Genomic DNA, 23,369 nt, shown 5'->3' with positions numbered 1-23,369 from the left:
TTGACGCTTGCCCCTGCTTTTACCCGTTCAGGGCATCCAGCAACCGGTAGTAGCTGATACCCGCCGCCACATACAGGCGCTGCAAGCTGTGGAAGGGAATTCTGCGCATCGGCGTGACAGGGAACGGGAAGTCATTGCTGGCCCCCGAAACTCGCGCCGCCAGATGCTTGCCCAAGGTTGTCGCCATCGCAATGCCGCGGCCGTTGTAGCCCATCAGGATCGACAGGCCTGGCTGCGGCTCATGCAACTGTGGCAACACACTATGATTGAGCGCCACACGCCCGCTCCAGCGGTATTCGATCGCCACGCCTGCCAACTGCGGAAACACGCTGATCAATGAGCGTTCAAGGTGTGCCCAGTCTTCGGCACGCCGCGGTTCGGCAAACGGCCCGCGCCCACCCAGCAGTACACGCCCCTGGGCATCCTGCTTGAAGTACAGCAGCAGGCGCCGCGCATCGGAGCACACTTCCCCGCCCGGCAAAATGGTTTTGCGCAGCTCCGGCGACAGTGGTCGGGTGGCAATCAGGAAACTGTTGGCCGCCAGCACGGTTTGCCGCAGCCCTGGCCACAAGCCATCGGTATAGCCATTGGTAGCCAGCACCACACGCTCGGCCGTCACGCTATGACCTTGTGCGGTGGTCAGTTGCCACTGCGTGCCGATGCGGCGCAAGTCCGTCACCTGGCTATCGCTGTGAATCATCACGCCACGCCCCAGTGCCGACCTGGCCAGGCCGCGAGCATAGTTAAGCGGGTGCAAGCTGCCAGCCCGCGGGTCAACCCAGCCACCCACGTAATTGTGCGTGCCGATGCGCTGGCATACGCTGTCACTGTCCAGCAACTCGGCGGCTACACCGCGCTGTTGCCACTGGCGGGCACGAAGCTCCAGAGTCTTCATCGTCGCGCTGGAAAAGGCCGGTTGAATCCAACCCTTGCGCGTGGCATCACACGCAATGCCATATTCGCGAATCAGCGAAAACACTTCATCTGCGGCACCGCCGCAGGCTTCGATAATTTTCTCGCCACGTTCAGCGCCAAAACGCTCAAGCAACTGATCGGGGTCGTATTTGAGGCCGGGGATGACCTGCCCGCCGTTGCGCCCCGAAGCGCCCCAACCCGGCTCACCCGCATCCAGCACACAGACACTGACACCCGACTCTGCCAGGCGCAGTGCAGTCACCAGCCCGGTGTACCCGGCACCGACAATCGCCACGTCCACCCGCTTGTTTTCCGCCAGTGCCTGGGTCAGAGCCGCGGGGCGCGCCGTAGCGGACCAGAGGGAAGGTGGCAAGATCAATTTCGAGGGTGCTTTCATGTACGACTCCGCAGCGCAAAGCGGCCTTCCAGACGACGCAAGCCATAGGACAGCGGCAAGCTCATCGACAGATAGAGCAACGCAACCAGGGTGTAGACCGTCATGTTTTCAAAGGTCGAAGACGCAATCAGTTGCCCTTGGCGGGTCATTTCCGCCACGGTGATGGTCGACACCAGCGAGGAGTCCTTGAGCATCATCACCAGCGTGTTGCCATAGGGCGGCAAGGCAATGCGAAATGCCTGGGGCAGCACAATCCGGCGCATGATCAGCAGACCGCGCATGCCAAACGACTCGGCGGCTTCGATCTGGCCCAGGTCGATGGCCTGGATCCCCGCCCGAAAGTTCTCGGCCTGATAGGCTGAATAGGCAATGCCCAAACCGATCACGCCCGCCTGCATGGCGCTGAGCTGGATACCGAAGTCGGGCAACACAAAATAGATATAAAACAGCTGCACGATGATCGGCAGCCCGCGAATCACATTGACCACGCCGATGGCGAACAAGGCGATGGTGCGAATCTTGGAAACCATCATCAGCGCAAACAGCAAGCCAATCACTGAACTGAGCAGGAACGAACCTGCAGTGACCTGCACAGTGACTACTGCGCCTTTGAGCAGAATTGGAAGAAAGTCCAACGCGTCCTGGAGAAACATAAACTACCTGCGCACCGCTACAAGAAGTGACCCGCCGCAACACGGGGGCCACAGGATCATCAGTTCAGTTGCCACTTCTCGATGATGCGTTGCAGCGAGCCGTCGGCCTTGATGGCGGCAATGCCCTTGTTGACCTGCGCCAGCTTCTCGGCATCGCCCTGGCGCATCACCAGGCATACGTCGCCCATCACCACCGGCACATAGGTGCTCGACAGTTTTACGTCCGGGTTTTTACCCTGGGCCAACTGGTAGGCGATGATCGGGCGATCACCGAATGCCGCCTTGATACGGCCCAGCTTGAGGTCCCGCATCAGGTCAGGAATGGAGTCGTAGCTGCGCACTTCCTTGAAGCCGCCGTGTTTGTTCAGCGCATCGAGAAAGACCGTACCAACCTGGGCGCCGACCACTTCACCGGCCAGGTCATCCATGGTTTTGTATTCTTTAGGGTCGTCAGATTTGACGATCAGGCCTTCGCCGTAGCTGAAAATCGGATCGGAATACTGCACAACCTTTTCACGCTCTGGGGTTTTGAGCATGGCGGCGGAAATCAGGTCGATCTTGTTGGTGGTCAACGAAGGGATCAGAGCCGCAAAGGTGGTTTGCTGGATCTCGGTGTCGAACCCGCCAGCCTTGCCCACCGCCTCGGCCGCATCGACCATCATGCCCTGGATTTTCCCGCTCTTGATATCGAGGAAGGTGAACGGGATGCCCGTTGCTGTCGCCCCGACCTTATAGACAGGCTCTGCAACAGCGCTGGCTGATCCAATCAACCCGGCAGCCATTGCGCATACCAGCGTCAGCACTTGAAAAGGTTTGTGCATAGCGAATCTCCCTGTGGTCGCTTTTATTGTTGCGATACGGCACTCAACAACCCCTGCAGCCTCTGGTGCAAAATGCCGCCATCGACTATAACCAATTTACTTAAATCGTAAAGAGATTTATAAGTATCGCATATCGATACTTATAGGCCTGAAACAAGCCAAGGATGCGCCATGAGCGATAACAACAACCCTCTTTTCAACCAGTCACTGGAAAAGGGCCTGGCCGTACTTCGCGGTTTCGGCGCGGCGCGGCGCACCATGACCCTGGCAGATATAGCGTTGGTGGCAGGCATCAGCAAAAGCTCGGCCCAACGCATGGTGCATACCCTTGAGGAACTCGGGTATGTACGCAAACACCCGCAAAGCCGGCGCTTCCAGTTAACGCCCAAAGTTATGGAGATCGGCTACAACTATCTGGCCGCCGATATATTGGTAGATGTGGCAAACCCCTACTTGGCCGAGCTCAACCAGATCACCGGCGAGACGGTCAACCTGACCGAGCCCGACGGACTGGACATGGTTTACGTGTCACGTTTCGTCGCACCGAAATTTATCCCGATCCATATGCCTATCGGCAGCCGTATCCCGATGTACTGCACAGGTGGCGGGCGTGCTTACCTGAGTGGCCTGGCAGATGATGAAATCCGTGGTGTGCTGCAAGACAGCCAGCTGATCGAACTGACACGCCATACAATTACCGATGCCGACGCCATATTTGAACGGGTGCAGATCAGCCGCAAACAGGGCTATGCCACCAACAAGGAAGAGATGTTTCTGGGTGACATGACCATTGCCGCGCCGATTTTCAACAGTAACGGCCTGCCGGTCGCGGCGGTGCATGTGGTGGTGCCCAGCAGCCGCTGGAGCATGGAAGAAGCCGAAGAAAAACTGGCCTCTACAGTGATTCAGTGCGCCCGCGGGATCAGCAACTCGATCAGGACGCTGTAGCCCGTATATACGACGACTGTGGGAGCGAGCCTGCTCGCGAAGGTCGTTCGCGAGCAGGCTCGCTCCCACAAAAAGGCTTGATCGGCAACAGAGTCTCTTCAGGGGACAGAAGAGTCAGAGGCGCCAATGGTTTTCAAACCGCGCCCAAAATCAACCCGCGGTAATGCCCGGGGTTGGTCCCCGACCATTTGCGAAAGGCCTTGTAGAATGAGCTGGTATCGGCAAAGCCCAGGCGCTGGGCAATGTCGGCATAGCTGTGCTCAGGCTCGGCCAGCCAGCCGATTGCCAGCTCCTTGCGCACGCTGTCCTTGAGCCCCTGAAAGGTTTGCCCTTCGTCCGCCAGGCGACGGCGCAAGGTCGATGCCGACATGCACAGACTCTGCGCCATGCCCTGGGTCTCGGGCCACTGCACGGCCGGCAACTGGCGCAGATTCTGTTTTATCTGACTGGCCAGGCTTTGCGGGTCGCGGTACTTGACCAGAATATTGGCCGGTGCTTCGGCCAAAAACCGTTTCAACTCCTGATCGCTGCGCTTGATCGGTGCATCCAGGCAATCAGCGGCAAAAATCATCCGCGTGCGTGGCCGCTCAAAACGCAGGTTCTCGGAGAACATCACTTCGTAGTCTTCGCAGTAATCGGGCGCAGCACAACGCAGCTCAATGGCCAGAATCGGAATCCTACGCCCGGCCAGCCAGCAGGCCACACCGTGCACGATCATCCAGTAGGCAAAGTAGGTAAAACCACGGCTGGCCTGTTGCTCAGGCTCGTGCAGGACAATCTCGGCCACGCTTTGCTGACGCACCAGGCGTGCAGGCAAACGCTCCAGCATCAACGACAGAAACCCCAGTACCACCTCCAGCCCCCGGGCCAGGGTTGGCTGCGCCATGGCCGAGCGGCACATGAACTCCAGGCTGCCGGCCCGCAACTTGCGCGGGTCCATGCCAAAAAATTCGTCGTCCAGGCGCCGCGCCAGCAACCGCCACATCCGCGCATAGACCATGGCCGGTACACGGGCATCCGGCTGGTCAAGCAACTCACGCGCGATGCCGACCTTGTGCAGCACTTCATCGGTGGCACTGCCCGGCGCACAGCTTTGCAGCAGCGCCTCACGCACCAGATGAATGGAGATGGTGTCCTTGTTCAGCATTGGCCCTGTTCCATGCCCGATGACGTATCGATGACGGCCATCTTAAGCAGCACGGATCAAAAAGCCAGCAGTAACTTGCCGCTGGACGGGCAGCGCCAGCGGCACTGCCCGTGGCTCAGGCAATCAATCAGCGGTTATCCACCGTGGTGATTTCACGACGCTCGGCCATGCTTGCCGGCACGCCCTCTTCGTCGGTGAAAAACTGCTGGTACCACTCGCGTAGCTGATAGACCGGGCCATCGCCCTCGGCCAGCACCGGGTTGTTGATGCGCACCTTGTGCGTCCAGATATCAACGTCCTGATAGAACGAGTCGCGGTTACGCTGCACATAATCCACGGCCAGCGCTTCGTTCTGTTCATGGGTCCAGCCCGGCACTTTTTTTACCATGCAGCCAAAACGCAGTTCAAAGCTGTTGGGGCCGATCGGCACGTGGCAATTGAGCAGGATGGACTTTATTTCCAGCCCTTCAAACACCGCGCTCATGCGTGTCAGGTGCGTCGCGGGGCCGTAATAGGCCGACTCGGCCACCAGGTCACCGCCCAGCCGCTCGGAGTCGCCATGGAAGATTTGCTGAGCGATATGCCCCTCGAACACATTGTGGAAATACTTGGTCGGCGTGCCATGTACCGGACCGAAATGCTGGGCGTCCACCAGGTTGTCGACCAGCTCGCGCGGGTTGGTGTCGATGATCAGCTTGTCCATATGCCAGCTGTGCAGCCACTCATCGCTGTCCAGCTCCGGTAGATGGGGGATCACCACATCTTCGGCGGGCGGTTTGCCTTCAGGGTTGTTCCACACAAACAGCAGATTGTTGACCTCGCAGGTCTGCCAGGCACGGGTTTTGGCCTTGGGCGGAATGCGCTTGCAGTAAGGGATCTCGACACACTTGCCGCTGGCTTCGTACTGCCAGTGGTGAAAGGGGCAGACCACACGGTCATTCTCGATAGTGCCCTGGGACAGGTCGGCGCCCATATGCGGGCAATGGGCGTCGAGCACACTGATCTCGCCCTTTGACGTGGCAAATGCCAGCAGTCGCGAGCCGAACACATTCAGGGTATGCAGCTTGCCATCACGGTACTCGTCTGCCTCGCCCAGGCAATGCCAGCCGCGACCATAGCGGGGCGACAAAGCATTCTCGACGTGGATGTGTGCGAGTTTAGTCATTTTTATTATTCCTCAGGTTAAGGGCCAGGGCGCTTTACCCGATGATCTTCACCGAGGTTCGGGGTGGGCTCATCGTTCAGATGGACTAGAGGGGCTGCCCTCACCCCAACCCTCTCCCGCAGGGAGAGGGAGCTGGTTTGCGGTGATCTTTGGGCCGCGTGCGGTCAGTCCCCTCTCCCCATGGGAGAGGGTCAGGGTGAGGGAGCGCTTAGCGCCAATCCTCGACAATCCCGTGTTCACGGGCAAACGGCTGGCAGTGGATGGTCTTGCGCTGGTGATCAACCGCCCCTTCATGGGTGGCCAGCCACAGCATCACCGCTGCTGGTACCTCTGGCGGCGCAGAGCCTGCACGCAGGGCAATGACGCCTTTGTCACCAATGGTGGCGCGCAATGCGTCAGTGGTCACCACACCCGGGTTGAGGGTGTAGGCACGAATCCCCTGCTCCCCCAGTTCCACCGACAATATGCCCGACAGCCTCGACACTGCCGCCTTGCCCGCACCATAGGCGTAACCCCAGCCGCCCTTGCCCGCTGCCACCGGCGGATCGGTTTCTCCAGCACCGGAGGTGACGTTGATCACCACACCGCCGCCCTGCTCGAGCATCTGGCTGACCACCGCCCGGGTCAGCAAGAACGGTGTCATCACATAGCCCTGAAAGACTCGCTCCAGGGTCTCGGGCTGCAACTGCATAAACGGTACATTCAGGTCGCTGCCCTGGTAGATGGCATTGTTGACCAGAACATCCACCCGACCATATTCGGTAAACACAGCCTGGCTGGCGGCCAGTACCGACTCACTGTCGAGCAGGTCCATGGGCACCACCAGCGCCTTGCGTCCCAGCTCACGGATTGCCGCTGCGGTGGCACTCAAACTGCCGGGCAGCGGCGTACCATCCGGGTTGCGCAAACCGTGGGCATGGCTTTGACCTTCGTCCAGGCTGCGCGCACTGATGGCCAGATCAAAACCTGCACGGGCAAAGGCCAGCGCGGTTGCACGACCAATGCCGCGACTGGCGCCGGTAATAAATGCCACTTTGTTCATAAAAGCCCCTTAGCGGTCAGAAACGCTGTGTACGCACCATTGCGTCCATGCCGCCGTCGACAAACACTACGCTGCCGGTCATGAAACTGGCCTGCGTCGATTGCACAAAAGCCACAACCCGGGCCAGTTCTTCAGGAGTGCCCGAGCGCCCCAGTGGTGCGACAAACTCACGTACGGCCTTGCCAAACCGCGCATCGTCCTTGGCCGCCTGATGCAGCGGGGTTTCCACCGCGCCCGGTGCAACCACGTTCAAACGGATACCTTGCGGGGCCCATTGCACCGCCTTGCGCCGCGCGGCACAGGTCACCGCATACTTGGAACCGGCATAGGCCAGGTGCGTCTGACCCAGGGCATTGGCCAGTTCCAACGCCTTCGCCTCGTCACCGGCGAGCATCGCGGCAACCATTGGTTCCTGCTCGGCACCCGAATGGGTGGCCGCCACTGAACCGATCACCAGTGCAGCCGGGTTCTCCCCCTTGGCCAGCGCATCGGCCAGGCCATCAAGCAGTTCACTGACGCCAAAGTAGTTAACCGCCAGCACGATGCCGCTGGAAGGTGCGGTCACCCCGATCCCGGCGCAGCACACCAGCCCGTCGAGCACCCCGCCGCATTGCTCAAGCACCTGCGCCACTGCCGCCTGGCGCCCGGCACGGGTCGAAAGGTCAGCGACCACTTCGGCATTGCCACGGTCAATTCCGATTATCCGGTGGCCCGCAGCTCGTAATTGCGCGCACACGGCGGCGCCGATCCCGGAAGCGGAACCGCTGACAGCAGTAACTGGCATAAGACTTTCCTTGATGATGCAGGCGCAGGCGGCCTGGCTGACGAAAAACCGGCGGTGGCGCAAACACCCTCGCCGGCGGGCATAAATCCTTAAGCGCTTTTACGAACCGGACGCTCCAGTTGTGGCGCCGGCACCACCACGGACTCAGCCGCTCGCAAGGCGCACTTGGGCTTTCCCAACGCGACCACGCTGTTCAGCAAAATCCTCACCAGCTCGGTCTGGCGGCGCACACCGGTCTTGGAGAAGATCGAACGCAAATGCGCCCGCGCGGTGTTGCGCCGGATATTCAGGTTTTCCGCCGCTTCCTCCAGGGACAAGCCGTTGGCCAGTTCCATCGCCAGCGCCGTCTCGGCCTTGGTCAGGTTGAACAGTTGTTTGGTCACCACTTCACTGGCCAGCGATTTGCCTACCGAGTCGCGGATATAGATCACTGCCGCCGGCTTGCTCTTGCCTTCGGCCCACTCCAGCGACGGAATGGCCTCGACCACCAGCCCCAGGCTGACCTGACCCGAAGGCCGGGTCACGGACATCGCATCGGCTGTCGCCCCGCCCTCACGCACTTCCTGGCTGAAAGCGTGCTTGACCAGGCGTTGCAGCTCGCGGTTGTCGCTGGGGTAAGTGGCTTCCAGCCTGCCGCCCACCAGCTTGAGACCATCAGCGTTCTTGAGGATTTCTTCGGCCACCGGGTTGAGGCGCAGAACCTTGCCGGTTTCGTCGAGCACGATGGTCGCCACCGACAGGCGGCTGATGGCCTGGGCGTACAACTCGCTCATGGACTCGCTGCGATCGAGCAGGTTGTGCAGATGCAGGGCGCGGCGCAAATGCGGCAGAAAACTGCTGCACAGGGCACGCTCGGCACTGGAGAAAGCCGGGGAAGACTTTGGCCGGGTGATGCGAAACCGCAGCTTGCCGCCATCGGGCGTGGAAATGTCGGCGCCCATCACGTGATAGACATTCTGCGGACCGCAGTAGGCCTTGAAATAGGCCGACTGCACCCACTCGCTCTCGCTCATCAGGTCTTCGACGGTAAATACCTGGTCCAGCGCCTGCCCGACAAAGGGGGTATTGGTTTGCGGATAGGTTTGATAGGTCAGCTCGCCCTCGCCTTCGATATCTCCGGCAACGATCATCAAGCCCAGATCGGGCTGATCGGGCACTCGCAGGATCAGGGTGGCGTAGTTGGCCCGGAACATGCCACGCACGGTACACAAGGTACGACCCATTATTTTGGGGTCCAGGGCACCGTCATAAAAGCTGCCGACCATCTGATCGTAATCGGCCAGTTCAAGCCCCAGACCGGCCAGGGTCTGGTGATTCAAGGTCACTGTATCCACGGACTTATCCTCGCTTCGGGCCAGGTTCATGACCGGCCCTTTTTATTGTTCTTATGACTAGCGGCTAACCTTTGCACCACATCCGTAAAGCTGTGCAAAAGCGACTCAGTGTGTCTGTATGCCTGCCGTCATACAAGCCCGGCAAGCTGTCTGCTTCAGCGGTTTGAAGAGTCCTTCGCAGCAACGCTCGGCTTGAGCGGATAATGCCCGGCGGTCGCTTGCGCCGGGCGGGTTTTGACCTTGACCAACGGTCGTGCCAAATTGAACCAGGCCGCCAGCGCCGGTAGCAAAAAGATTGCGCCGAGCACGTTGACGAGAAACATGAAGGACAGCAGTACACCCATATCAGCCTGGAACTTCAGGGGAGCAAAGGCCCAGGTACACACGCCGATGGACATGGTCAGCGCCGTAAACACCGCCGCCGTACCCCGTTGGCACATGGCCTGGTAGAACGCCGTGCGCAGATCCTTGCCGTCAGCCATTTCATGGGCAATCCGCTCGTACAGATAGATCCCGTAATCGACTCCCACCCCCACGCCCAGTGCCATCACTGGCAAGGTCGCGACTTTCAGGCCGATGCCCAGGGTCGCCATCAGGGCGTTGCACAGGATCGCGACGATGGCCAGCGGCACCAGAATGCACAGCACCGCGCGCAATGAACCAAAGGTCAGCCAGCAGAACAGCGCCACCGAACCGAACAGCGCCGCGAGCATCACCACCTCGGCCTGCTTGACCGCTTCGTTGGACGCCGCCATCACCCCCACGTTGCCACCGGCCAGCAGAAACTCCACGTTTGGCCCTTGCAAGCCGCCGATGATGCGTTGGGTTTCGTCCACTACATGGCTCACGGTCGACCCTTCGTGATCGGTGAGGAACACCAGGATCTGCATGCGCTGGCAGCCTTCGGTCACCAGGCCGTCGTCCGGCATGTAAGCGCGAGAGCCCTGGCTCAGGCCGCGCTCGGAACCGGGGATCGCCGACCAGCACGGGTTGCCTTCGTTATTGCCGGCAATCACGGCTTTACCCATGCCTGCCACGCTCTGCACTGACTGCACACCCGCCACGCTGCGGATCTGGAAGTCGAATGATTCAATGGCGCGCATCACTTGCGGCGCCAGGCAACCTTCTTCGATGCCCTTGACCTGCACGAACACCGACATCACATCCAGGCCAATCGAATAACTGTTGATGATCTTCTGGTTGTCCTGGTTGTAGCGCGAATCGGCGCGCAGCTCCGGCGCACCCACGCCGATATCGCCCACTGCCAGATCCCGGGCCTTCCAGGCACCGACACCGAGCAGCAGCAGGCTGACCACAAACACCGCCAGCGCCGGTTTTGGCTCGGCCAGCGCCGACAGCCGCCACCACAGCGCGTGCTTGCCCTGCACCTTGAGCCCTTGGGCCATCGCCCCCGGCTCAAGCTTGAGATACGACAGGATGATCGGCAGCATCAGCTTGTTGGTGATGATCATCAGCATCACCCCGATGCATGCGGTCACGCCCAGTTCATGCACGATGGGAATGTCGATCAGCATGATGACGCCGAAACCCAGGGCGTTCATCAGCAACGCCAGCGAACCCGGGATGAAGATCTTGCAAAAAGCGCCGTGCGCAGCCTGCACCGCAGAGCTGCCCGCCAGTACATCCTGTTTCCAGGCATTGGTCATTTGCACCGCATGGGACACGCCGATCGAGAAGATCAGAAACGGCACCAGAATCGACATCGGATCGATCCCCAGCCCCAGCAACGGCAGCAACCCCAACAGCCAGACCACCGGCAGCAGCGCCACGGCCAGCGCAACCACCGTGAGGCGCCATGAGCGTGAATACACCCACAGCATCAACGCGGTGATGACAAAGGCAATCACAAAAAAGCCGATGACCGTCGTCAGGCCTTCAACCACGTCCCCCACCAGCTTGGCGAAGCCGACGATGTTGATCTCGATATCATCATTGCTGTACTTGGCACGGATATCTTCCAGCCGCTGGGCCACCTCGGCATAGGACACCGATTTGCCGGTTTGCGGGTCCATGTCCTGCAGGTCGGCGCGCACCATCGACGAGGTCAGATCATTGGCCACCAGACGCCCGACCTGTCCGGAGCGGGCGACGTTGTTGCGGGCCTGGGACAAGTCTTCGGCCGTGCCGGTAAAGCGCGGTGGCATCACCACATCGCCGAAAAAACCGTCCTCGGTGATTTCGATATAGCGCACATTGGCGGTGAACAGCGACGTCACACTGGCGCGGCTCACACCATTGATAAAAAACACGTCATCCGTGACTTTGCGCAGGGTTTCCAGGTACTGGCGGTTATAGATATCGCCTTCGCCTTTCCACTTCACACTGACCAGAAAACGGTTGGCCCCCGTGAAGTACTGGCTGAAGTTGAGAAAGTTGACCATAAAGGCATTGCGCACCGGGATCTGCTTGTTAAAGCCCGGGTCCAGTTGCGTGTGTGTGGCGCTGTAACCCAGGGCCAGGGTCAATAATACAAACAGCGCCAACAGGCTCTTGCGCCAGACGATCAGCAAGTCGGCAATACGCTCGACCGTGCGATTTACAACACTGTTTTCACTGCTCACCGGGCACCTCCAAGGGCAGCAACACCGCCATCAGTCACCTGGAACACACCGCGCTCGCCGCCTACCAGCAGCCGTGAGCCCACCATTACCGCCGAAGTCAAAGTACCCAGCCCCGGCAAGCGCGTAGCGCTGACCAGTTCACCCTTGCCGTCCAGGCGTACTACCGAGCTGCCAGCACCGACAATCAGCAGGCCACCGTCGTTGGGCAATAGGACATGGCCGTAGAGCGGCAATTGATTGCCGACTTTTACCGGTTCCCAGGTCTGGCCGAAGTCCTGGCTGACAAACACATGGCCGCGCATGCCATAGGTCACCCAACGATCGGGGCTCAGGCGTACCACACCAAACAGCGAGCCGTTATAGAACGGCTCGAGCTTGTGCCAGCTGTGCCCGGCATCGTCGCTGCGCAGCACCAGCCCTTGCTCGCCGACCACCATGCGGCGACCGTCTGTTCCGCCATCCATGCCATTGAGGTGAGCGCTATCCACCTCCAGCGGCTGGGCTTGCCAGGTGCGGCCGTCATCCCCGGACTGGTAAAATTTGCCGAAACTGCCGAACGCCAGGACACGATTGCCGCCGGCACTCCAGATGCCCAGCAAAGGCTCGGCGATTTCGCCGTCGAAGCGCACCTCTGACCAGTTGGCGCCTTCATCTTCGGAGCGCACAATCCAGCCATCATGGCCGACCGCCAGCAGGCTTTTATCCGGCAGCGCCACCAGTGCGGTAAGGGTCAGATCACGCTGCGGCTTGACCGTCGCTGGCTGCCACGAGCCCCCCTGATCGTCGCTGAGCAAAATATTGCCGCGCTCGCCGACGGCCACCACCCGCTTATCCAGATACAACATACCGTTGATTTGCAGACGATCGGGCCGCAACTGGGCCGAAGCGACATCGGAGGCATGACGTGGAGAGAAGGTAAACGCGATGGTGACAGCGACGATCAGGCAAACCAGATAGCCAATTATTGAGCGCATGGTCGATGCCTCGCTGCACGATTCAGTTGCTGGGCAGAGTTCATGCAGCCAGTCCTCTTTTTATTATCGTGGATGCTCTGGCTGCCTCCTCGGCGAGGCGTCCAGAACCTTCCTTCGATAATCGGACTGGTGAGTCACAGGCACATCGTCCAAATGGCCTAGCTGGAATGGGGGGTGCAAGCGTATAGCCGGGTTTGACTGACGCGCCGGATAGATATCCGGCGCTTTCGTTGAGCTGAAATCACCGGGGCGACCTGCCCTCAAGACGCCACTAATGCCTGCGCCTTCACCTTGCGTCGCTGAATAAAATACCCCAGCACCGCCAGCGGCGCCGTAGCCAGCATTACTTCAACCGTGATTTGCAGCGGCTGGCTGATAAAGGTCGACACCAGCAGGCTGCCCAAAAAGCACAACCCAAGCTGCAATGTATTTTGCAAACCCGCCGCCTTGCCTGAGTTCTCCGAAAATGGCATCAGTGCGCTCGCGACAACAATCGGATAACTCGCACCGTTAACCAGCGCCATCAAACAAAACGGGATCAGCAAGGTGGTCAGCGTCGGCACGGTCTGGGTCGCAACCCCATACAGCCCGACCATGCTTGCGCAGTAAGCCACCAGCAACCAGGGTAACAACGCCCGCCCACTGATCCGCTGCAACGCGCTGCGACAGCTGTAACCACCCACCATAAATGCCACAGTAGGCAGCGCGTAGCTCAAACCGATATCGCTTGGGCTATAACCCATATCGCCCAAAATAAAGGGTGAGGCCGTCAACCAGGCGAAAAAGCTGGCCGAACATGCGGCGAAGATCATGACGTTGCCACTGAATTTAGCCGTGCACAGCAGGTGCCAATAGCTCACCCCGGTTTTAACTGCCTTTGGCGCCACACGGGGTTTTTCCTTGAGCAGCAACGTGGGTACGATCAGTAACACCGCCAGGCCCAGCAATACCGCAAAAATCGCTTGCCAGCCCAGGTGACTCAGTACCACGGCCCCCAGCAAAGGAGCCAGTGCCGGTGACAGTCCCATCAGCGGCATGATCCCGGCAAACACGCGGTTGGCCTGGTCAGGCGGATATCGGTCGATGACCAGCGCCTGCCAGGTTACTGCCGCCGCGCAAATGCCGATGGCCTGAATAAACCGCAGGCTCAACAGCAGCACACTGTCCTGCACCCAGAACATGCCCGCGCACCCCAGGGCAAACAGCGACAACCCCGCCAACAACACCGGTTTGCGCCCCAGGCGGTCCGATAACGGCCCCCAGAGCAACTGGCCGATCGCGAACCCGGCCAGAAAGATGCTCAGGCTCGCACCCACCGCACCGGCTGAAAGCCCCAGTTCACTGCGCAACGTGCCAAATGCCGGTAAGTACATATCCATTGCCAGGTAGCCCAGCATGCTCAGCCCGGCGAGATAACAGGTAAAACCAAAAGTGTTTTTCATGTGCACCCAAAAACTTGCCATCAAACAATTTGTTGACTGCCGCGCATTATCCAGCTGAGGATTTGCTTGTGAAGCGATAATAATTGCCAACTGGCATCGAATTTTTTGAAGGCAAACCCATGTGGTCTGAATACTCCCTGGATGTAATTGATGCAGTCGCCCGCCACGGCAGTTTCAGTGGCGCAGCCCAGGAACTGCACCGCGTTCCCTCCGCCGTCAGCTACACCGTGCGCCAACTGGAGCAATGGCTGGCGGTACCGCTGTTTGTACGTCGTCACCGGGATGTGGAACTCACGCCTGCCGGGCGGATGTTTGTCAAAGAAGCCCGCGACGTCATGAAAAAAATGCTCGGCACCCGCCGCCTTTGCCAGCAGGTTGCCAATGGCTGGAGCGGCCAGTTGCGGGTGGCCGTGGATTCAATCATCAAAAAACCGCGCTGCCAGCAGATGGTCATCGACTTCTACCGGCATTTCCCCGACGTGGAACTGATTGTTCAATACGAGGTGTACAACGGTGTGTGGGATGCCTTGGTAGACGGCCGTACCGATCTGGTTATCGGAGCCACCCGTGCAGTGCCCGTGGCGGGGAGCTTTGCCTTTCGCGACATGGGTTTTCTGCACTGGCTGTGCGTCGCCAGCCCGCGGCATCCGCTGGCGTCCATTGGCGGATTGCTGGGTGATGAGCACCTGCGCCCCTACCCTGCACTGTGCATGGATGACACTTCACGCAGCCTGCCCAAACGCGACACCTGGACCCTGGATAACCAGCGCCGCATGATGGTGCCCGACTGGGCTTCGGGGCTGGCCTGTTTGAGCGACGGTCTGTGTGTCGGCATGGTGCCCGCCCATCTGGCCCAGCCACTGATCGACCAGGGCCAACTGCTTGCGCTGAGCCTGCAGCGGCCCTTTCCGGCCAGCCCTTCGTGCATTGCCTGGGCACAGAACAACCATTCCCCGGCCATGAGCTGGCTATTGGAGTACCTGGGTGACACCGCCACCCTGAGCCAGGAATGGCTCAATGAACATCAAACAGAATCGGATACAGCGACACCACCAGCAGAATCGCCATCGTCAGGTTGAATGCCAGCAGCCACTTGGGCCGGGTCAGCACATTGCGCAACGCACTGCCGCAACCGGCCCACACGCAGACACTGGGCAAGTTGATGATGGCGAAGACCAGCGCGATGACAAACACGTTGGCGATGTAACCCTGGGACGGCGTGTAGGTGGTGATTGCACCAATGGCCATCACCCAGGCCTTGGGATTGACCCATTGAAACGCCGCCGCGCCCCAGAAGCCCAGTGGCCTGCCCTGGGCCGCACCCGACTCGGACACCGGCCCCGAAGTGGCGACTTTCCACGCCAGATACAGCAAGTACGCCGCCCCCAGATAACGCAAAACGGTGTAGGCCATGGGCACGGCCTTGAATACACCCCCCAACCCCAATCCAACCGCAAGCACCAGGAACATAAAGCCGAAGCTGATGCCCAGAGCATGGGGGATGGTGCGCCTGAAGCCGAAGTTGACCCCCGATGCGAGCAGCATGGTGTTGTTGGGGCCGGGGGTGATGGACGACACAAAGGCAAAGAGTGCGAAGGCAGAAATCAGTTCGAGGGAAAACGGCATCTTGTTATCCGGCAGTCTGGTGAGCGGTGTGTTCACACTATCGGATTACCGAGCCGGAATTGCGCTACAGATGGCCATTATTTTGACCACACACATTTGTCCGATCAAATGATTTGACTGCGCAATTTTCACATCACTTTCACATCGCTGCGCCTAGATTGGATCCACTCCTTTAGTGAATCCCATTTAGGCCCGCTTCCCCCAGCGGGCCTTTTTTTGGCTGGTGTTCAGTCATCCAGGGGCTGAGCCGCTTTTGCCGGCTTGGCGGGCTTTGTCGATTTGCCAGCGGCTGCGCCCTTGGCCGGCGTCTCCACCGCAACCGGGGCCTGGGTTTCCTTTTCGGCAGCGGGCAAGGCATCGATGGTTTTAAACAGCTCGGCTAGGTCAACATCCCCCACTGTCTCGACTTTCTTTTCCCCATCCTTGCCGATCAGGATCACTTTGGCCTTGTCGATAATCATCCCCGGCTTGAGCCCGCGAATCAGCGACATGGTGCTCTGGGGTTCAAGGTCCTTGCCATCGCGTTTGCCTGTAATGCCCACAATCGTATAGAGCACCATATTGCGCTGGTCAAAAGCCTGCTTGTTGGCCGGATCTTCAAGGGCTTTTTTGAGGTTGACCAGGGTTGGGTCGGCATCTGCACGGGCGACCACTACCAGCGGGCGAAACTTGCCGCGATCCTGTTCAAGCGGGCTTGGAACTTCAACGGCCTGCACCGTGCCTGCAACCAGCACAGAAGCAAGGATCAATAAACGGATAAACATCCAGATCTCCTTTTATTATCGGACCGGCTTCGCGAACGTGCTGCCAATGCCTTGAAACCCTTGGCGTTGAGCCTGTATTCCAAAGCTTAGGCCAAGGGATCCGTCACGCAACCGGGTTCCCGGACTTTGCCTTTCAAGTTTATTTTTTGCAACTGCATCCAAATCCTCCTGCTGCGGGTAGTACCCGTAACAGCAGCGTGCTGTTATCCCATCAGGAGATCGGAACATGAACGCAAAACCTTTGATCAGCCATGCCAGCCTGACACTTGCCGCCATGCTGCTGGTGGCAGCCCAAGGCGCCTGGGCACAGTCGAATTTGCCCGAAAACATTAGAGTTCCCGACGGCCACAAGATGGCAATGACAACAGTTGGTGTAGGCGAAATCACATATGAGTGCAAAGAAAAAGCCAGCACTCCAGGCGAAATGGAGTGGTTTTTTGTAGGCCCAAAAGCTCAGCTCAATGACACAACTGGTAAACAAGTTGGTAGCTACTTTGGCCCGCCCGCGACCTGGCAAGCCCTGGACGGTTCCAGAGTCACCGGCACCCAGCTCGCAGTGGCCCCTGCCGGGGCTGGCAACCTGCCCTATCAACTGGTCAAGGCCAATCCTGCCGAGGGCAAAGGTGCCATGAACGGTGTGAGTTACATCCAGCGTGTGGCACTCAAGGGCGGTGCGGCACCTGCCAGCGCCTGCACAGCCGCCAACAAGGGCCAGCGACAAGTAGTGCCATACCAGGCCGATTACATTTTCTGGGCCAGCCGCTAATGCGTTACATCGTCTACGCTGCTTCGATGGAGACCGGGCAATGACCGGAGATGTCCCATCTGCAACGGCGGAACACAGTGACACTACCTGAGCCACTATTTGACTATGAAGCCTGCCTGCTGGCCTGCGCCCGCGGCGAGCAGCAGGCGCTGGTGGCCCTGTATGCCCAGGAAAGCGCGCGCTTGCTGGGGGTAGCCAAACGCATTGCCCGCGACAGCGCACTGGCTGAGGACATCGTGCATGACGCTTTTATCAAAATCTGGATGCGCGCCGCCAGCTTCGATCCCGGGCGCGGTTCTGCACGAGGCTGGATTTTCAGCCTGACCCGGCATCTGGCCCTGAACTGCAGGCGCGACACTCGCCTGGAAATTCAAGTCAGCGAAAGCAGCGAACTGGCCTTGCAACCTCTGGCCACTCTCGACGGGCGCCACCAGACGCAGGACCCACTGCAATGGCCGGATGGCTGCGAGCGCATATACGGCTGCCTTGAGCAACTCGACCCGGCCCGACGCTCCTGCATTGTGCATGCCTATGTTGACGGCTATACCCATGCAGAAATTGCAAACAAACTGGACACCCCTCTGGGCACCGTAAAAGCCTGGATCAAACGCAGCCTGAGCGCCTTGCGCGAGTGCATGGGATGACTTTTACACCTGACAATAGCGACCCGGACGATCTCGATGCCTTGGCGGGCGAATACGTGCTGGGCACGCTCAATGGGCAACAACGGCGTGCGCTTGATCAACGCCTGCCCCATGAGCCTGATCTTCAGGCCGCAGTCGATCGCTGGGAATCCCGACTGTTGCCCCTCAACGACCTTGCCCCGGCGCAACAGCCTTCAGAGCGGCTGTGGCCGAGAATCGAGCGCAGCCTGAACGCCCTGAATGTCCCAGCCTCGCCAACACAGGCCAGTACTGGTTGGTGGAACCTTCTGCCATTGTGGCGCGGCCTGACGGCCGCAGGCCTGGCCGCAACGCTGGCACTGGGCGTGACATTGTGGTCCGTGACCCCTGCCATCTCGCCGCCCGCCTATGTGGTGGTTTTGGTGGCACCACAAAGTCAGGCACCCGGCTGGGTCATCCAGGCCAACGATCGTGAACATATCCAGTTGATCCCCCTTGGCGTCGCGCAAGTGCCCGGCGACAAGGCCCTGGAGTTCTGGACCAAGGCCGACGACTGGGCCGGGCCGGTTTCCCTGGGGCTGGTCAAGCCGGGACAAGTGCTGTCACTGCCACTGGATCGCCTGCCGCCGCTGTCGCCCAATCAACTTTTCGAGCTGACTCTGGAAGGCCCCAACGGTTCGACAACAGGCAAGCCGACAGGGCCGATCCAGTTTATCGGCCGGGCTGTCAAAGTGATTTGACCGCTTTGGTTTTCGCCCTGGTTTTCGCCCTGTAGTGACGGGCAACGGCCACCACCACCATCAATGCGACCACGCCCAGGGCAATCGGCAAGCGATAGGGCTTAAGGTCGCCCAGTACGCCTTCGAGAAACTCCCCGGCCCAATAGCCGCCACTGGCAAACAGCGTTGCCCACACGGCCGCGCCCAAGGCATTGATGCAGAGAAACTTCAATGGCGAGACCTTGCTGGCACCGATCACCATGGGCCCGATCAGGCGCATGCCATACAAAAACCGCACCGAAAAAATGGACACCGTCGGATACTGGCCAATCAACTGCGTCACGCGATCAATAGCGGCCTGCTGTTTGTGCAGGCGGGGCAACAGGCGAGCACCGAAATAACGCCCGAGCCAGAACAACAACTGATCACCCAGCATCCCCGCCAGGCTGGCATAACCAATCACCGGCAACAGCTTGAGGACATGCTGGTGTGCCGCCATCCCCCCGAGGATCAGAATGGTTTCACCTTCGAGCAAACAGCCGATAAAAATGGCCAGGTAACCATACGTTGCCAGCAGGTAATTGAAGTCAATATGTTCAAACATGCGCGATCCATAGCTCCATTGAAATCAGGGTTTAAAACGCAATGGCTCAGTGCCGGTGGCGATGATGGATATCCGGGAAATGCGGATGGTTATGGCTGATGACCGAATGCTGATGTGCATGACTGTGAGCCTTGCCCGCAGGAATATCTGCGGCATGCTCATGTTCATGCTGGTGATGTTCATCGTGGGTATGGCGATGGGAGTGCTCCAGCGGCTGATGTAAATGCTCATGCTCATGGCGCTCGGTCAGATGCAGCCAGACCCCGACAATCATGCAGCCAGCAGCCAGCCAGAACAGCAGCGATACCGACTCGCCCAGCAGCACAATGGCAATTGCCGCCCCCAGAAAAGGTGCCGTTGAAAAGTACGCCCCGGTGCGCGCCGCCCCCAGGCCGCGTAATGCCAGGACAAACAGCACCAAACTGACACCGTAGCCCAGGAAACCGATCAGCAGGGTCGGGCTCAGTACCCCAAACGACGGAACCTTCGCCCCCAAAGCCAATGCAATCGCACAGTTCACCAACCCCGCGAAAAGGCCCTTGGCGCCCGCGATATACAGCGCATCAGAAGCAGATACCTTGCGCGTCAGATTGTTATCGACCGCCCAACAGAAACAGGCAAACCCCACCGCCAATGGCCCAAGCCAGGAAAGCGACACCGCCGCAGATGCCCCGGATGGCCAGGACAACACAACGCCGCCGGCAATGATTGCCAGCATCCCCAGCACGATTCTCCGGTCTGCGTTTTCCTTGAACACCACCCAGGCCAGCAGTGCCGTAAGCACTGGTTCAAGATTCAACATCAACGAAGCCGTCGCCCCGCTGGTGAGGGTCAAAGCGAACATCAACGCCACGGGGCCCAGGATCCCGCCAAATACAATTGCGCCGAGCAGCCAGGGCCATTCACCGGCACCCAGACCCGAGGGCTTCCAGCCCCGATCGCGGACACAGCGCACCAACAGCAAACCCAGGCCACTGCCCAGATACAACAGCCCGGCCAGCATCACCGGCGATACCTCGGTACCCAGCAGCTTGGCCAATGGCGTACTAGCCCCGAACAGCGCTGCCGCTGCCAATGCGTAAATCACACTCGTATTCATCACGCCCACTCATGTCCCAGCTGTGCAAGCAGCCTAGCCTACTCGGGAATACGCGCCGCAGCAGCGCTGCAAATACCCTCAACACAGCAGGGACACCCCCGGCGTGGTGCATATATCTATGATTTTTCGACGGTTTTACCCAGGCACGGAGAAAAAAAATGTACCACAATGGACACTATCGACCTTGCCTCATGAGCGCAGGCTCTATATATTCGTCCACCTGTTGCGCAGGCTCTGAGTACTTTTTTGTTAAAGCACCTTCCTTCGTGACCCGCTTTATAGCGCTACCGCCCGAATGGCGAAATTGGTAGACGCATGGGACTTAAAATCCCCCGGGGGTCAACCCCTATCATCCCTCCGCGTTACAAAAATCAAAAAAAACCTCAATTAAATCAGCCTGTTGAAGCGATTTCCTCTCTGTAAAATACTTTCCAAGTCCATACAGCTCAGCGCTTGGTAGCTATTAGGGAGCCGCAGCGCTCAAAAGTCCAATCTCCAGCAAGCTACGCACCGCCCACATAAGCTCCCGCCAGCCACAGAAGCTCCTGATTGATCGCCAGTCTCTATTGGCAAGCGGCAAGCAAGCAGCTCCCAAGCGGCTTCCAAGTGGATCTTTGGTGATGAGGTAGGAGAGGTGATCGCGCAAAAGAAAAGGCGCACCGCCTCAACCAAAGACGGTGCGCCTTATTTTCTACCGCGAATAAAACACCAGGCTGGTGTTAGGCGGCGCTCATGCTTATTTCGGAAAATCGCTGTACATCAGCTTTTTTGTAAAAGATCTTCCGGCTGACGTGCATAAATGGTGGCAGCATGTCTTTGTACTTGCCGGTGTACCGCCAAAAGCGAAGGGTCTCAGGAGAAAGGCCGAGAATTGCGGCAGCTTCTTTAGCCGGGACGTAATCGCTATTTTGTGGCAAGCGCATAAAAATACCCTTTAAAGTCAATAGGTTTCACCTTTCGCACGTCCTGGGGCTGTCTGGTGTCAATACATGCTCATTGTTTTTTGCGGAGAGGTCAACGACCGCCCGTCGCATTTATTTAGGTTATCTATTGACAGATCGTCAATTTAAGAAGTGAGCACAGGAAGGCTATACTATTAAGGCTCGACTTAAGCTTGAGGCGGGGGGGATTTTTTAGGGGGTGACAACAAATGGCCTTTTAAAAGCTGGAATTGCTAGGACGGTTGACATTGCCTACCTTGCTGCATCTGTAAGTGCCCAGCGACACACCTTCAGAATCCCTGAACTAAAAGGCGATTGTGTCTTTCTAATTTTTAGCGGGCGCGATCGCCCATCTCGCTAGGATTTCCATGCGCCAATAAAGCTCTGATCCCAAACCCTTCAAGACCTAGGCTGTGTAGGGGGGCTGCTACCCGGAGCCACGGTTCCAGGCCGCCCTCAGTCATGGCGTCAGCGCCAACTCGATCCGCAAATGCCTGCCTAACCACTTAGGTGTGTTGAGCAGACGCTTACGCTTTACGAGCTTTTAGGAGTATAAAAACTCATCGCAACACTCGGGCAGGCGGTGAGGAGAGCCGGGATCAGAAGCCGTACCAACGCGTAATCCGAAGACCTGTAGGGGATAAAATCACACTCAGCCATCGCTAGGTGGTGCCTATCAAGAAAAAACTGCATAAGCCTACTCTTGAGCGCGCTTAAGAGATATGCGGGAGGGGGATTGTCACCTCGTAGGGCTTCCTGGTTGACGTTCCAAGTGGCCGATCCGCCCTAAGGAGGGGGTCGAATCTGTCCAAAATTTTCTCGTCTGTGAGTTTTTCAATCCCGCTTCTTTGTTTTTATTTTGGCGGCATGGCGATTCTCAAATTTTGGACGTGGTTATCCCCAAAATTTAGCCGCTTGGTTTGGGCTCAAAAGACAAGCTAGCCGTCCTGCGGCCGAATAAACGACTTTTTGAAGCAAAGCGGCCTCCTTAGGTTTTCGGTAAGATTGATTGGATTTTCTTAACATGCTACCAATTGGCCTGTAAGCAAGTTGAATGTCAGAAGCACTGGGCAAATGTCAGTTGGGTTTTGCTTGAAAAGTTGAGTATTGATTAAGAGGTTTGGAGAAAGCTGTTTTTGAATTCAATAACTATACACTCCGTTTTAAAAAAAAGAATTCAAGGGCAAAAATAAAATATATATTTCTTGATATTTAGAAACCACTGAAAAATCTAGGCTTTGCGCCGTTTGTGGCCAATTGATAGCTGTTACGAAAGCGGTTCGCAACTTGGGCCTTGTGTCGTTTTGATACCGTCATCTGAGGTAGGCTCTTACTAATGCCGCCTCGATGGGCTGGAGATGATAATGATAGCGGGAGAAAATTACGGTACTCCAGATCTTGATTGCTGTCTGCTGGTGACTCCAGAGGTTCGCGAAACGTTTGTCAAAGCGCTGTACTGCGTAATTTCACTACTACCCGCTATCGCGATCTCTTTACTGCCGTATTACATGCATGTCGCGTATGCTTGTCCGGCAACAGGCGTAGTGGGGGGCGGTTACAAGAATTTTCTAGAGTTTATGACAGGCCCCAATATCCAGAGTACGGCGACGTTGAATCGCCCCCAGTTTCTTGCCATCAATAGCCCGAGTCATCATGAGCTCTTGAAGCTTCTCCCTTGAGTTTTCAGAATTGACGACAGGGATCACAGGGATGATCAGATCAAAAAATTTCGTCTTATCGGTGACGGTGAACAGCTCGTCACGAATAGCGTAAATGAAGTGAACAGGTCGAGTTATTTGGGGTGAGTGGCGGATTGTGAAGTTGATCTCGCGCAAGCGAAAAAATATTTCCTGAGTTCCGAAACGATCCAAATCCTCAATCACCACGACGCGGACATCACTTCGTTCAAAGCAGTAGATAATTTCATCTACGTTCTTGTGAAGTACTGAATCGCCCCTAGTTTCGTAGACACCTCCAAGCCTTAAAATGAGGCCCATTAGGAGGTGCCATGAGCAACCAGCGA

The 23,369-nt window shown here is 58.2% G+C and carries 21 protein-coding genes and 1 pseudogene; 5 read left to right on the top strand and 17 right to left on the bottom strand.

Going from position 1 to position 23,369, the window contains the following annotated elements; all coding sequences use genetic code 11:
• Positions 1-19: 19 nt before the first annotated feature.
• From GHO03_RS15645 to GHO03_RS15635, 3 genes are read right to left on the bottom strand one after another with little or no spacing between them, the layout of a single operon-like run.
• Positions 20-1,312: an FAD-binding oxidoreductase gene (locus GHO03_RS15645; RefSeq protein WP_153400160.1), complete on the bottom strand. Its 1,293-nt coding sequence runs from the start codon at positions 1,310-1,312 to the stop codon at positions 20-22.
• Positions 1,309-1,965 (bottom strand): amino acid ABC transporter permease, encoded by a 657-nt coding sequence (locus GHO03_RS15640; protein ID WP_153400159.1) that lies wholly within the window; start codon positions 1,963-1,965, stop codon positions 1,309-1,311. Before GHO03_RS15640 ends, GHO03_RS15645 begins: the two co-directional genes overlap by 4 nt.
• A 59-nt stretch (positions 1,966-2,024) precedes the next feature.
• Complete coding sequence (locus GHO03_RS15635) at positions 2,025-2,786, bottom strand: ABC transporter substrate-binding protein (protein ID WP_095018695.1); 762 nt, start codon at positions 2,784-2,786, stop codon at positions 2,025-2,027.
• A 171-nt stretch (positions 2,787-2,957) separates the two neighbouring features.
• On the opposite strand from GHO03_RS15635, the gene GHO03_RS15630 reads away from it, so the two are divergent.
• Entirely contained in the window at positions 2,958-3,734 is a 777-nt protein-coding gene (locus GHO03_RS15630; protein ID WP_095003333.1) for an IclR family transcriptional regulator, read from the top strand.
• 133 nt (positions 3,735-3,867) lie between these two features.
• Here GHO03_RS15630 and GHO03_RS15625 read toward each other — a convergent pair whose 3' ends face one another.
• From GHO03_RS15625 to punC, 8 genes are all read right to left on the bottom strand, one after another.
• Positions 3,868-4,881: an AraC family transcriptional regulator gene (locus GHO03_RS15625; protein ID WP_095018694.1), complete on the bottom strand. Its 1,014-nt coding sequence runs from the start codon at positions 4,879-4,881 to the stop codon at positions 3,868-3,870.
• A 127-nt stretch (positions 4,882-5,008) separates the two neighbouring features.
• Positions 5,009-6,046, bottom strand: coding sequence for a Rieske 2Fe-2S domain-containing protein (locus GHO03_RS15620; protein WP_095003331.1), 1,038 nt, complete (start codon positions 6,044-6,046; stop codon positions 5,009-5,011).
• 208 nt (positions 6,047-6,254) lie between these two features.
• Positions 6,255-7,088, bottom strand: coding sequence for an SDR family NAD(P)-dependent oxidoreductase (locus tag GHO03_RS15615; RefSeq protein ID WP_153380465.1), 834 nt, complete (start codon positions 7,086-7,088; stop codon positions 6,255-6,257).
• A 16-nt stretch (positions 7,089-7,104) separates the two neighbouring features.
• The gene (locus GHO03_RS15610; protein ID WP_153380463.1) at positions 7,105-7,872 is read right to left on the bottom strand and encodes an SDR family oxidoreductase; all 768 of its coding nucleotides are present in this window, start codon (positions 7,870-7,872) and stop codon (positions 7,105-7,107) included.
• 89 nt (positions 7,873-7,961) lie between these two features.
• The gene (locus GHO03_RS15605) at positions 7,962-9,206 is read right to left on the bottom strand and encodes a helix-turn-helix transcriptional regulator (protein WP_372241754.1); all 1,245 of its coding nucleotides are present in this window, start codon (positions 9,204-9,206) and stop codon (positions 7,962-7,964) included.
• Between the two features lie 155 nt (positions 9,207-9,361).
• Positions 9,362-11,788 carry an RND family transporter gene (locus GHO03_RS15600; protein WP_372241752.1) on the bottom strand — a complete coding sequence of 809 codons (2,427 nt, stop codon included), beginning with the start codon at positions 11,786-11,788 and terminating at the stop codon, positions 9,362-9,364.
• A complete protein-coding gene (locus GHO03_RS15595; RefSeq protein WP_153400157.1) occupies positions 11,785-12,762 on the bottom strand; it encodes a YCF48-related protein in 978 nt (325 codons plus the stop codon). The genes GHO03_RS15600 and GHO03_RS15595 overlap by 4 nt, the downstream gene beginning before the upstream one ends.
• A gap of 260 nt (positions 12,763-13,022) precedes the next feature.
• A complete protein-coding gene (gene punC, locus GHO03_RS15590) occupies positions 13,023-14,204 on the bottom strand; it encodes a purine nucleoside transporter PunC (RefSeq protein ID WP_095026752.1) in 1,182 nt (393 codons plus the stop codon).
• Positions 14,205-14,323: 119 nt separating this feature from the next.
• Here punC and punR point away from each other — a divergent pair, with 119 nt between their 5' ends.
• Entirely contained in the window at positions 14,324-15,283 is a 960-nt protein-coding gene (punR, locus tag GHO03_RS15585) for a DNA-binding transcriptional activator PunR (RefSeq protein WP_095020703.1), read from the top strand.
• Here the strand turns inward: punR and GHO03_RS15580 are convergent.
• Positions 15,219-15,830 (bottom strand): LysE family translocator, encoded by a 612-nt coding sequence (locus tag GHO03_RS15580; protein WP_095020704.1) that lies wholly within the window; start codon positions 15,828-15,830, stop codon positions 15,219-15,221. The genes punR and GHO03_RS15580 overlap by 65 nt on opposite strands.
• A 227-nt stretch (positions 15,831-16,057) precedes the next feature.
• Complete coding sequence (locus GHO03_RS15575) at positions 16,058-16,594, bottom strand: DUF4174 domain-containing protein (protein ID WP_095003323.1); 537 nt, start codon at positions 16,592-16,594, stop codon at positions 16,058-16,060.
• A gap of 226 nt (positions 16,595-16,820) precedes the next feature.
• Between GHO03_RS15575 and GHO03_RS15570 the strand changes: the two genes are divergently transcribed.
• The 3 genes from GHO03_RS15570 (at position 16,821) to GHO03_RS15560 (ending at position 18,723) form a co-directional block, all read left to right on the top strand.
• Entirely contained in the window at positions 16,821-17,360 is a 540-nt protein-coding gene (locus tag GHO03_RS15570; protein ID WP_095025410.1) for a DUF3455 domain-containing protein, read from the top strand.
• Positions 17,361-17,437: 77 nt separating this feature from the next.
• On the top strand, positions 17,438-18,004 hold the full coding sequence (locus tag GHO03_RS15565; protein WP_095018709.1) for a sigma-70 family RNA polymerase sigma factor: 567 nt from the start codon (positions 17,438-17,440) through the stop codon (positions 18,002-18,004).
• A complete protein-coding gene (locus GHO03_RS15560) occupies positions 18,001-18,723 on the top strand; it encodes an anti-sigma factor domain-containing protein (RefSeq protein ID WP_153380459.1) in 723 nt (240 codons plus the stop codon). The genes GHO03_RS15565 and GHO03_RS15560 overlap by 4 nt, the downstream gene beginning before the upstream one ends.
• Here the strand turns inward: GHO03_RS15560 and GHO03_RS15555 are convergent.
• The 4 genes and pseudogenes from GHO03_RS15555 to GHO03_RS15540 form a co-directional block, all read right to left on the bottom strand.
• Positions 18,710-19,306: a DedA family protein gene (locus GHO03_RS15555; RefSeq protein WP_153400156.1), complete on the bottom strand. Its 597-nt coding sequence runs from the start codon at positions 19,304-19,306 to the stop codon at positions 18,710-18,712. The genes GHO03_RS15560 and GHO03_RS15555 overlap by 14 nt on opposite strands.
• Positions 19,307-19,352: 46 nt before the next feature.
• Positions 19,353-20,405, bottom strand: a complete 1,053-nt coding sequence (locus GHO03_RS15550) for a DMT family transporter (RefSeq protein ID WP_153380455.1) — start codon at positions 20,403-20,405, stop codon at positions 19,353-19,355.
• Between the two features lie 719 nt (positions 20,406-21,124).
• The gene (locus GHO03_RS15545) at positions 21,125-21,328 is read right to left on the bottom strand and encodes a helix-turn-helix domain-containing protein (protein ID WP_095025407.1); all 204 of its coding nucleotides are present in this window, start codon (positions 21,326-21,328) and stop codon (positions 21,125-21,127) included.
• 1,586 nt (positions 21,329-22,914) lie between these two features.
• Positions 22,915-23,369, bottom strand: a pseudogene (locus GHO03_RS15540) (hypothetical protein); the annotation flags it as partial.

The organism is Pseudomonas sp. FSL R10-1339 (assembly GCF_009600545.1).
GTDB classification, from domain to species: domain Bacteria; phylum Pseudomonadota; class Gammaproteobacteria; order Pseudomonadales; family Pseudomonadaceae; genus Aquipseudomonas; species Aquipseudomonas bubulae.
Note: the sequence above shows the minus strand (reverse complement) of the source record. Positions and strands in the feature narration are given on the sequence as shown.